Origin of the sequence: Citrobacter sp. R56 (assembly GCF_016811995.1) — a bacterium.
Lineage (GTDB): Bacteria > Pseudomonadota > Gammaproteobacteria > Enterobacterales > Enterobacteriaceae > Citrobacter_D > Citrobacter_D enshiensis.
Genome location: NZ_CP069159.1, coordinates 4084431 through 4094928, shown reverse-complemented (window position 1 = coordinate 4094928; position 10498 = coordinate 4084431). Strand labels below are relative to the sequence as shown.

Genomic DNA, 10498 nt, shown 5'->3' with positions numbered 1-10498 from the left:
AATGCGAATATTTGTCTACGGCAGTTTACGACGCAAACAGGGCAACAGCCACTGGATGACCAACGCCCAGTTGCTGGGCAACTACAGTATCGATAACTACCAGTTGTACAGTCTGGGCCACTATCCAGGCGCAGTTCCGGGAAACGGGACGGTACACGGTGAAGTTTATCGTATTGATAATGCTACGCTGGCCGAGCTTGATGCCTTGCGCACCAGGGGCGGTGAATACGCACGCCAGTTGATCCAGACGCCGTACGGGAGTGCATGGATGTATGTGTACCAACGTTCGGTTGACGGTTTAACGTTGATTGAAAGCGGCAACTGGTTAGATAAAGACCAGTACTAAGATGAACACGCCACCTTCGGGTGGCGTTGTTTTTTTCGCGTACTGCTTCTGCAAGCATAAAAAAACACCGCCGAAGCAGTGTTTTTTAATTCGCGGTAAGAATTACTTCTTCGCAGCGCGCTCGAAGGAGGCCACGATTTCAGCTTTCGCTGCTTCTGCGTTGTCCCAACCGTCAACTTTAACCCACTTGCCTTTTTCGAGGTCTTTGTAGTGCTCGAAGAAGTGAGTGATTTGGGCTTTCAGCAGTTCCGGCAGATCGTTCACATCTTTGATGTGATCGTATTCTTTGCTCAGCTTGGTGTGCGGCACTGCAACCAGTTTCGCATCTTCACCGGCTTCGTCGGTCATTTTCAGAACGCCAACTGGACGGCAACGAATGACAGAACCCGGCTGCAGCGGGTACGGAGTCGGGACCAGAACGTCTACCGGATCACCGTCCAGGGACAGGGTGTGGTTGATGTAACCGTAGTTGCACGGATAGAACATCGCGGTAGACATGAAACGGTCAACGAACAGTGCGCCGCTCTCTTTGTCAATTTCGTATTTGATCGGATCGGCATTTGCCGGGATCTCGATAACAACGTAGATATCTTCAGGCAGGTCTTTACCCGCTGGGACGTTGAGTAAGCTCATGTCTGTTTCCTTTAAAATGTATGGCAAACAAGTGGCAAGTATTATAGCCAACTCGTGGCGAAAGTCTTCGCTTGTTTTCGTTTCCATCCATGATCCCCCGCTGTTTTTAGCGCGTTTACATGACAGAAAAATCCATAACAACAGCTGCATTTTTCATAAGCGAATGGAAGCGATTACAAACTTGTGATTAACGTTTTATTTACTTTTTTGAAGTGTGATGTAACGCAATTCGTTACATGTTCCATTGTCTATAGTTTTTCCGCGACTGTTTGTTAATCAACGATAACTCACCCGACGAGGACGCACTTATGTGGAAGCGCTTACTTTTAGTTACCGCAGTTTCGGCAGCTATGTCGTCTATGGCGATGGCAGCCCCTTTAACCGTAGGATTTTCGCAGGTCGGCTCTGAGTCTGGCTGGCGCGCCGCTGAAACAAACGTGGCGAAAAGTGAAGCTCAGAAACGCGGCGTTACGTTAAAAATCGCCGACGGTCAGCAAAAACAGGAAAACCAAATTAAAGCGGTGCGCTCATTTGTGGCCCAGGGCGCGGATGCTATTTTCATCGCGCCGGTGGTGGCAACGGGTTGGGAACCGGTGTTGAAAGAAGTCAAAGATGCCGGGATCCCCGTGTTCTTGCTCGATCGTTCCATTGATGTCAAAGACAAATCTCTCTATATGACCACCGTGACCGCCAACAACGTGCTGGAAGGGCAACTGATTGGCGACTGGCTGATTAAAGAGGTGAATGGTAAGCCATGTAACGTGGTGGAGCTGCAGGGGACGGTCGGTGCCAGCGTGGCGATAGATCGTAAGAAAGGGTTTGCGGAAGCCATCGCCAAAGCGCCAAACATCAAAATCATTCGCTCGCAGTCTGGCGACTTTACCCGCAGTAAAGGTAAAGAGGTGATGGAAAGCTTTATCAAGGCGGAAAACAACGGCAAGAACATCTGCATGGTCTACGCCCATAACGATGACATGGTGATCGGCGCGATTCAGGCGATTAAAGAAGCCGGTCTGAAGCCAGGCAAAGATATCCTTACCGGCTCTATCGACGGGGTTCCGGATATCTTTAAAGCGATGATGGACGGAGAAGCGAACGCCAGCGTGGAGCTGACGCCGAACATGGCGGGGCCCGCTTTTGACGCGCTGGAGAAATATAAGAAAGACGGCACCATGCCTGAGAAGCTGACCCTGACCAAATCGGTCCTCTACCTGCCGGATACCGCCAAAGAAGAGTTAGAGAAGAAGAAAAAGATGGGTTACTGATCCTGCAAAGGGTTAATGCCGGGTGGCGCTGCGCTTATCCGGCCTACTGAAGCTCTTTGTAGGCCGGATAAGCGCAGCGCCATCCGGCTTAATGTAGGAGGAACCATGACTATCGAACAACATCAGGAAATCCTCCGTACAGAGGGATTAAGCAAATTTTTTCCCGGCGTCAAAGCGCTGGATAATGTCGATTTTAGTCTGCGTCGCGGCGAAATTATGGCGCTTCTGGGCGAAAACGGCGCGGGGAAATCGACGCTGATCAAGGCGTTGACCGGTGTGTACCATGCGGAACGTGGCACTATCTGGCTGGAAGGTCAGACTATCTCGCCTAAAAATACGGCCCATGCTCAACAGCTGGGTATCGGTACGGTCTATCAGGAAGTGAATCTGTTGCCGAACATGTCGGTGGCGGACAACCTGTTTATCGGACGTGAGCCTCGCCGTTTTGGCCTGTTGCGGCGCAAAGAGATGGAGAGGCGCGCCACCGAACTAATGGCCTCTTACGGATTTTCCCTTGATGTGCGCGAGCCGCTCAACCGCTTTTCAGTGGCGATGCAGCAAATCGTGGCGATTTGTCGGGCCATTGATCTTTCCGCGAAGGTGCTGATCCTCGACGAACCGACCGCCAGTCTGGATACCCAGGAAGTCGACATGCTGTTTGGGCTAATGCGCCATCTGCGCGATCGCGGCGTCAGCCTGATTTTTGTGACGCATTTTCTCGATCAGGTGTATCAGGTCAGCGATCGGATCACCGTACTGCGCAATGGCAGCTTTGTCGGCTGCCGTGAAACGCGCGAACTCCCGCAGATCGAACTGGTGAAAATGATGCTGGGGCGTGAGTTAGATACCCATGCCTTGCAGCGCGCAGGCAGAACCCTGTTAAGTGACAAACCGGTGGCGGCATTCAAAAACTATGGCAAAAAAGGGACCATCTCACCCTTTGATCTGGAAGTTCGCCCGGGAGAGATCGTCGGCCTGGCGGGGCTTTTAGGATCAGGGCGTACGGAAACCGCAGAGGTGATCTTCGGGATCAAACCCGCAGACAGCGGCAGCGCGATGTTCAAAGGCAAACTGCAAACGCTACGCTCGCCGCACCAGGCATCGTGTCTGGGAATCGGCTTCTGCCCGGAGGACAGGAAAACGGATGGCATTATTGCTGCCGCCAGCGTACGGGAAAATATTGTTCTGGCGTTGCAGGCGCAGCGTGGCTGGTTACGACCGATTCCCCGCAAAGAGCAAAATGACATTGCCGAACGCTTTATTCGCCAGTTGGGTATTCGTACCCCGAGCGCCGATCAACCGATTGAATTTCTTTCCGGTGGCAATCAGCAAAAAGTGCTGTTGTCACGCTGGCTACTGACCAAACCGCAGTTCCTGATCCTCGATGAACCCACGCGCGGTATCGACGTTGGCGCCCATGCGGAGATCATCCGCCTGATCGAAACGCTGTGCGCAGACGGTCTGGCGTTGTTGGTGATTTCGTCCGAACTGGAAGAGCTAGTGGGATATGCGGATCGCGTGATTATCATGCGCGATCGCAAACACGTGGCGGAGATCCCGCTGGCGGAACTGTCCGTACCGGCGATCATGAACGCCATTGCGGCCTAAGGAGGTAATCGTGATGCCTCAATCTCTCCCTCAGTCTACCCCGCCGAAAAAGCGCTTTCGCTGGTCGACGGGGATGCCGCAACTGGTGGCGTTAGCGTTGGTGCTGCTGGTGGATAGTGTTGTGGCGCCGCACTTCTGGCAGGTGATATTGCAGGATGGGCGTCTCTTCGGTAGCCCGATTGATATTCTGAACCGCGCCGCGCCTGTGGCGCTGCTCGCGATCGGTATGACGCTGGTGATTGCCACCGGGGGGATCGATCTTTCTGTCGGGGCAGTGATGGCGATAGCTGGGGCGACCACTGCCGCCATGACGGTCGCCGGGCACGGTTTACCTGTCGTTCTGCTTGCTGCGCTGGGAACGGGGGTTCTCGCAGGGTTGTGGAACGGCATTCTGGTGGCGATCCTGAAAATTCAGCCGTTTGTCGCGACGCTGATCCTGATGGTCGCCGGGCGCGGAGTCGCGCAATTGATTACCTCCGGACAGATCGTGACCTTCAACGCGCCGAATCTCTCGTGGTTTGGCAGCGGCTCGCTGTTGCTGTTACCGACGCCAGTCATTATCGCCGTGTGTACGCTGGTGCTGTTCTGGCTGTTGACCCGCAAAACGGCGCTGGGGATGTTTATTGAAGCCGTAGGGATCAACATCCGGGCAGCCAAAAATGCCGGGGTAAACACGCGAGTCATCGTCATGCTCACCTATGTTCTGAGCGGCGTGTGCGCCGCCATCGCCGGGATCATTGTCACCGCAGACATTCGCGGAGCAGACGCCAATAACGCCGGATTATGGCTGGAGCTGGACGCCATTCTGGCGGTGGTGATTGGCGGCGGGTCGCTGATGGGAGGGCGGTTTAATCTGCTGCTTTCGGTGATAGGCGCGTTGATTATCCAGGGGATGAATACCGGAATTTTACTGTCCGGTTTTCCGCCAGAGATGAATCAGGTCGTTAAAGCCGTCGTCGTACTGTGTGTGCTGATTGTGCAGTCTCAGCGCTTTATCAGCGTAATAAAAGGAGTGCGTGGTCATGATAAAACGTAATTTGCCGTTAATGATCACCCTCGGGGTCTTTGTGCTGGGTTATCTCTGGTGCCTGACGCAGTTTCCCGGTTTCGCCTCCACGCGAGTTATCTGCAACATCCTGACCGATAACGCGTTCTTAGGGATTATCGCCGTCGGGATGACCTTTGTGATCCTCTCCGGCGGGATCGATCTCTCCGTCGGGTCGGTGATCGCCTTCACCGGTGTGTTCCTGGCGAAAGCGATCGGTGACTGGGGAATTTCGCCGCTGTTGGCGTTTCCGCTGGTGCTGGCGATGGGCTGTGGGTTTGGGGCATTCATGGGACTGTTGATTGATGCGCTGAAGATCCCGGCGTTTATCATTACCCTCGCGGGGATGTTCTTCCTGCGCGGCGTCAGCTATCTGGTTTCTGAAGAGTCGATTCCGATCAACCATCCCGTGTATGACACGCTCTCGAGCCTGGCGTGGAAAATCCCCGGGGGCGGTCGTCTGAGCGCGATGGGGCTGCTGATGCTGGCAGTGGTGGTGATGGGGATTTTTCTGGCTCATCGTACGCGGTTTGGCAATCAGGTTTACGCCATTGGCGGGAGTGCGATTTCGGCGAACCTGATGGGCATTTCAACGCGCAGCACGACCATTCGCATCTATATGCTCTCGACCGGGCTGGCGACGCTCGCCGGTATTGTGTTCTCTCTCTATACCCAGGCCGGTTACGCGCTGGCGGGTGTTGGCGTCGAGCTGGATGCCATCGCTTCGGTGGTGATAGGCGGCACGCTGTTGAGTGGCGGAGTGGGGACGGTGTTAGGCACACTCTTTGGTGTGGCAATCCAGGGGCTGATTCAGACCTACATTAACTTTGACGGTACGCTCAGTTCCTGGTGGACGAAAATCGCCATCGGCATTTTGTTGTTTATTTTTATTGCGTTACAACGAGCGCTGACGGTGTTGTGGGAGAATCGGCAGAATGCGGTGGTGACGCGCGTAGCGACGAAGCCATAACGTGTCGGGTGGCGCTAACGCTTACCCGACCTACCGTACGACATCAGAGACAGGCCCGATAAGCGAAGCGCTATCGGGCCTTTTCAACGACAGGGATTACGCGTCCGGGTACTCGCGGATAAAGCGTTCGACGTCTTCCACCATATGGTTGTTACCCACGAAGAACGAACGACGCTGGTGCAGGCTTTCCGGGGTGATATCCAGAATGCGCTCTTTGCCGTCACTGGCTTTGCCGCCAGCTTGTTCAGCCAGGAACGCCATTGGATTGCATTCGTACAGCAGGCGCAGTTTCCCGTCCGGGTGGCTGGCGGTGCTTGGGTAGAGGTAGATCCCGCCTTTGAGCAGGTTACGATGGAAATCCGCCACCAGAGAACCAATGTAGCGCGAGGTGTACGGGCGCTGTGTTGGCTTGTCTTCTTCCTGGCAGAACTTGATGTATTTCTTCACGCCCATCGGGAAACGAATGTAGTTGCCTTCGTTAATGGAATAGGTGCTTCCTTTTGCCGGGAAGCGCATACGCTCCTGGCTGAGGCAGAAAACGCCGAGAGAAGGATCGTAGGTGAAGGCATGTACGCCGCAACCGGTGGTGTAGACCAGCATGGTTGAGGAACCGTAAACGACGTAACCCGCAGCCACCTGCTTGTTGCCGGGTTGCAGGAAATCTTCTTCGGTAACCGGGGTGCCAACAGGCGTAACACGGCGGTAAATGGAGAAAATTGTGCCGACAGAGACGTTCACATCGATGTTGGAAGAGCCATCCAGGGGATCCATCAGGACAACATACTTCGCGTGTTCACACCCTTCAAAGACGACAATCTCATCTTCTTCTTCAGAGGCGATACCAGCAACAATATCACGCGCCTTCAGTGCAGCTTTCAGTTTTTCGTTCGCAAACAGGTCGAGTTTTTGTTGAACTTCGCCCTGTACGTTCTCAGCACCGCTGGCACCCAGGATATCGACCAGTCCGGCCTTGTTGATATCGCGGTGGATGATCTTGGCGCCCAGTTTTATCGCCGACAGCAAAGCAGTGAGTTCACCCGTAGCATGAGAAAACTCGTGCTGCTTTTCGACAATAAATTCACCTAACGTTTTCATAACACTTTCCCTGCAATCAATGTGGAGTAAAGCGACCGAGGCAATCTTAACAAATATTCGTGGTGCCGCGCTTAGGTGAATCGCGCCAGCAAACTACGGAATCGCCTGAAATACATTTCTCAGTCGCATAACATGTGCGTAAAATGGCCCCCAGATTAAAAAAGGACAGTGACGTATGCGCATTCATATTTTGGGAATTTGTGGCACTTTCATGGGCGGTCTGGCGATGCTGGCGCGCTCGCTCGGTCATGAAGTAACGGGTTCGGACGCCAATGTGTATCCGCCGATGAGTACCTTACTTGAGAATCAGGGCATCTCTCTGATTCAGGGATATGATGCCAGCCAGCTCGACTCACAGCCGGATCTGGTCATTATCGGCAATGCGATGACCCGTGGTAATCCATGCGTTGAAGCGGTGCTGGAAAAAAACATTCCCTTCATGTCTGGCCCACAGTGGCTGCATGACTTTGTTCTGCGCGATCGCTGGGTGCTGGCAGTTGCGGGGACGCACGGCAAAACCACCACGGCGGGGATGGCGACCTGGATTCTGGAAGTCTGCGGTTACAAACCGGGGTTTGTGATTGGCGGTGTGCCGGGCAACTTTGACGTCTCCGCTCGCCTCGGCGAGAGCGAATTCTTCGTCATCGAGGCTGACGAGTACGACTGCGCGTTCTTCGACAAACGCTCCAAGTTCGTTCACTACTGCCCGCGTACGCTGATCCTTAATAACCTTGAGTTTGATCACGCGGATATCTTTGACGACCTGAAAGCGATCCAGAAACAGTTCCACCATCTGGTCCGTATCGTCCCGGGACAAGGGAAGATCATCTGGCCTGAAAACGACATCAACCTGAAGCAGACGATGGCGATGGGATGCTGGAGTGAACAGGAACTGGTCGGCGAGCAGGGCCACTGGCAGGCGAAAAAACTGAACACCGAAGCGTCTGAGTGGGAAGTGTGGCTGGACGGTGAGAAAGTGGGTGAAGTGAAGTGGGCGCTGGTTGGCGAACACAACATGCATAACGGACTGATGGCGATTGCCGCCGCACGTCACGTGGGCGTGCTGCCGGTTGACGCTGCTAACGCGCTGGGATCGTTTGTCAATGCGCGCCGCCGTCTGGAACTGCGCGGACAGGCCAATGGCGTGACGGTATATGATGATTTTGCGCATCATCCAACGGCCATTCTCGCGACCCTTGCTGCTCTGCGCGGTAAAGTGGGCGGCACTGCGCGGATCATCGCCGTACTGGAACCTCGCTCGAACACCATGAAGATGGGGGTCTGCAAAGACGATCTGGCACCGGCGTTAGGACGCGCGGATGAAGTGTTCTTGCTGCAACCGCAACATATTCCGTGGCAGGTCGCGGAAGTCGCAGAAGCGTGTGTACAGCCTGCGCACTGGCATGCCGATGTGGAGACATTAGCGGATATGGTGGTGAAAACCGCCCAGCCAGGCGACCATATTCTGGTGATGAGCAACGGTGGATTCGGTGGGATCCATCAAAAACTGTTAGACAAACTCGCGGCGAAAGCGCAGCAGTGATCGACCGAATGTAATGTCATAATGGCCAGCGTAATCCTGCTGGCCTTTTTTATTCCTTCGCCCTGGCTGCGAAGGCTTTTTTTACTCGTTTTACGATGAATAACGGATCCCGGAACACCCTTCATGATGCCTGACTCCCTGAATCCCGATGTGATTTACCATAACGGTAAAATTTATACGGCAGATAAGTCCGATCGATTTTGTGAAGCTATCGCCATCAAACAAGGCTATATCACCGCTGTCGGCAGCAGTCATAAACTGCTGGCGCTGGCGGGTGCACAAACGGAAGTGATCGACCTTGAAAAAAGGGTCGTGCTGCCAGGACTTATCGATAGTCATATGCATCCATTCTGGGGGGGCAAGCAGCTTCGCGGCTGTAACCTGAATTATGCGGCGTTGACTGTAGAAGAGACGCTGGCCCTTCTCCAGCAGCACCTGGATGAGGATCCGCTGAAGGAAGAAGACGACTGGCTATCCGTGCGTGCGTGGCAGCGTCAGGCGATGATCCCGGCGGGTGCCGACATGTGTCGTCAATCGCTGGATACGCTGAACACGCGCCGCCCGGTGGTGCTATTTTCCAATGACTGCCATACGCTGGCAGCCAACAGTCGTGCGCTGGAGATGCTGGGCATCACCGAAGAGACCCCGGTTCCGGCGGATGGCAAAATCGGCCGGGATGAAGAAGGGCGTTTAAACGGTATTCTGGAAGATGCGCCAGCCATGCGCGCTTTCGACAGCATTCCAACCGGTACGCCGGAACAGTGCGTTCTGATTGCCCGGCACGTTCAAAGGGTACTGAATCAGCAGGGCGTGACCACGGTCATGGATACCCGGGTTTACGAAGAGCAGCTGAAGGCGTTCGCCGTGTTGCGTGATAGCGGCGAGTTGACCCTTCGGATGTGCGGCGCACGTGAAATTACGCCGGACAGCGTTGCCGGTCCGCAGGATGCCGCCCGCGCGCTGGATGAACTGGTCGCCTTTAACCAACGCTGGAATGATCCGGTGTGGCAGCCCGCGCCTGGTTTTGGCGTCAGCCATGTGAAGTTCTTTGTCGATGGCGTGCTCCAGCCCCCGACCATGACTGCATCGCTGCTTCAGCCCTACCGTAAAAACAGAGGGACGCACGCACACCCTGACTGGCAGCCGACAGAAGACTATGGCGATCTCTACTTCACCCCCGAGGTATTTAATGCGCTGGTTAAAGAGTGCGGACGTACCGGTGTTCACCCGCATATGCATACGGTGGCGGAAGGGGCGATAGAGATGGCGCTTGATGCGTTGCAGGAGATGCGTCAGGCCTGGCCGCAAAAAGATGTCCGTCCGGGTCTTGCGCACAATGAACTTGCGGCGGCGCATCAGTATGCCCGTTTTGCTGAACTGGATGTCACGGCGGTACTCTCCTATCAGTGGGCGGGATTACCGGCGGTGTTGATTGATGAAGAGCGCGCCATGCTGGGTGAAGAGCGATTCCCGCATCTTGAACCGCAAGGGCGATTCCTTGATGCTGGCGCGCGTCTGGCGTATGGCAGTGACTGGCCAATCGACCGCCTTGATGAGTGGTATAACCTGCAAATCGCTATGACGCGCCGGGCGTGGGATGCCGAAGGGAACCCTGCGGGGCCACGTCTTGATAATGACCGCAATTTAACCCTGACCGAAGTGTTGCGCTCCGCCACGATCGATGCGGCCTACATGATTGCCCGTGACGATGAGGTCGGCTCTCTCGAACCGGGCAAGCTGGCCGATCTGATTGTCCTGAAAGACGATATCTTCAGCAATCCTCCCGAAACCTTATTTAAAACGCGCGTACTGCGTACGGTCGTCGGTGGCAACGTGGTTTGGCAGGACGCCTGATAGTGTGAAATAAACAGCCTGTTTCTGTTACGGAAACAGGCTTATCTATTTATAGAATTGTATTTAAACAGAATAAATACCGTCGAATCCATTTTGTTTTCGGCGTTCTACAGCTTTACATATGAAATAAATTAATAAA

Annotated in this window: 9 protein-coding genes; 7 read left to right on the top strand and 2 right to left on the bottom strand. The window is 54.4% G+C overall.

The features are described 5' to 3' along the window. Position 1 precedes the first annotated feature (1 nt). The gene (locus JM656_RS19270; protein ID WP_203359149.1) at positions 2-346 is read left to right on the top strand and encodes a gamma-glutamylcyclotransferase; all 345 of its coding nucleotides are present in this window, start codon (positions 2-4) and stop codon (positions 344-346) included. 102 nt (positions 347-448) lie between these two features. Here the strand turns inward: JM656_RS19270 and ppa are convergent, their stop codons facing one another. Continuing rightward, complete coding sequence (ppa, locus tag JM656_RS19265; RefSeq protein ID WP_203359148.1) at positions 449-979, bottom strand: inorganic diphosphatase; 531 nt, start codon at positions 977-979, stop codon at positions 449-451. 308 nt (positions 980-1287) lie between these two features. Between ppa and ytfQ the strand changes: the two genes are divergently transcribed. From ytfQ to yjfF, 4 genes are all read left to right on the top strand, one after another. After that, positions 1288-2244, top strand: coding sequence for a galactofuranose ABC transporter substrate-binding protein YtfQ (ytfQ, locus tag JM656_RS19260; protein ID WP_203359147.1), 957 nt, complete (start codon positions 1288-1290; stop codon positions 2242-2244). 105 nt (positions 2245-2349) lie between these two features. Continuing rightward, complete coding sequence (ytfR, locus tag JM656_RS19255; protein WP_203359146.1) at positions 2350-3852, top strand: galactofuranose ABC transporter, ATP-binding protein YtfR; 1503 nt, start codon at positions 2350-2352, stop codon at positions 3850-3852. Positions 3853-3865: 13 nt separating this feature from the next. Beyond that, complete coding sequence (gene ytfT / locus JM656_RS19250; protein ID WP_203361335.1) at positions 3866-4888, top strand: galactofuranose ABC transporter, ATP-binding protein YtfT; 1023 nt, start codon at positions 3866-3868, stop codon at positions 4886-4888. Further along, positions 4875-5867 (top strand): galactofuranose ABC transporter, permease protein YjfF, encoded by a 993-nt coding sequence (gene yjfF / locus JM656_RS19245; RefSeq protein ID WP_203359145.1) that lies wholly within the window; start codon positions 4875-4877, stop codon positions 5865-5867. Before ytfT ends, yjfF begins: the two co-directional genes overlap by 14 nt. Before the next feature lie 96 nt (positions 5868-5963). Here the strand turns inward: yjfF and fbp are convergent, their stop codons facing one another. Further along, positions 5964-6962: a class 1 fructose-bisphosphatase gene (gene fbp, locus JM656_RS19240; RefSeq protein WP_192610863.1), complete on the bottom strand. Its 999-nt coding sequence runs from the start codon at positions 6960-6962 to the stop codon at positions 5964-5966. 175 nt (positions 6963-7137) lie between these two features. On the opposite strand from fbp, the gene mpl reads away from it, so the two are divergent. Then, complete coding sequence (gene mpl, locus JM656_RS19235; protein WP_203359144.1) at positions 7138-8505, top strand: UDP-N-acetylmuramate:L-alanyl-gamma-D-glutamyl-meso-diaminopimelate ligase; 1368 nt, start codon at positions 7138-7140, stop codon at positions 8503-8505. Positions 8506-8628: 123 nt separating this feature from the next. Continuing rightward, positions 8629-10359 (top strand): amidohydrolase, encoded by a 1731-nt coding sequence (locus tag JM656_RS19230; RefSeq protein WP_203359143.1) that lies wholly within the window; start codon positions 8629-8631, stop codon positions 10357-10359. Positions 10360-10498: the final 139 nt, after the last annotated feature.

Bases quoted from the DNA above. Each gene is read 5' to 3' on its own strand.
- JM656_RS19270 (WP_203359149.1), top strand. From the start codon at position 2: ATGCGAATATTTGTCTACGGCAGTTTACGACGCAAACAGGGCAACAGC.
- ppa (WP_203359148.1), bottom strand. From the start codon at position 979: ATGAGCTTACTCAACGTCCCAGCGGGTAAAGACCTGCCTGAAGATATC.
- ytfQ (WP_203359147.1), top strand. From the start codon at position 1,288: ATGTGGAAGCGCTTACTTTTAGTTACCGCAGTTTCGGCAGCTATGTCG.
- ytfR (WP_203359146.1), top strand. From the start codon at position 2,350: ATGACTATCGAACAACATCAGGAAATCCTCCGTACAGAGGGATTAAGC.
- ytfT (WP_203361335.1), top strand. From the start codon at position 3,866: ATGCCTCAATCTCTCCCTCAGTCTACCCCGCCGAAAAAGCGCTTTCGC.
- yjfF (WP_203359145.1), top strand. From the start codon at position 4,875: ATGATAAAACGTAATTTGCCGTTAATGATCACCCTCGGGGTCTTTGTG.
- fbp (WP_192610863.1), bottom strand. From the start codon at position 6,962: ATGAAAACGTTAGGTGAATTTATTGTCGAAAAGCAGCACGAGTTTTCT.
- mpl (WP_203359144.1), top strand. From the start codon at position 7,138: ATGCGCATTCATATTTTGGGAATTTGTGGCACTTTCATGGGCGGTCTG.
- JM656_RS19230 (WP_203359143.1), top strand. From the start codon at position 8,629: ATGATGCCTGACTCCCTGAATCCCGATGTGATTTACCATAACGGTAAA.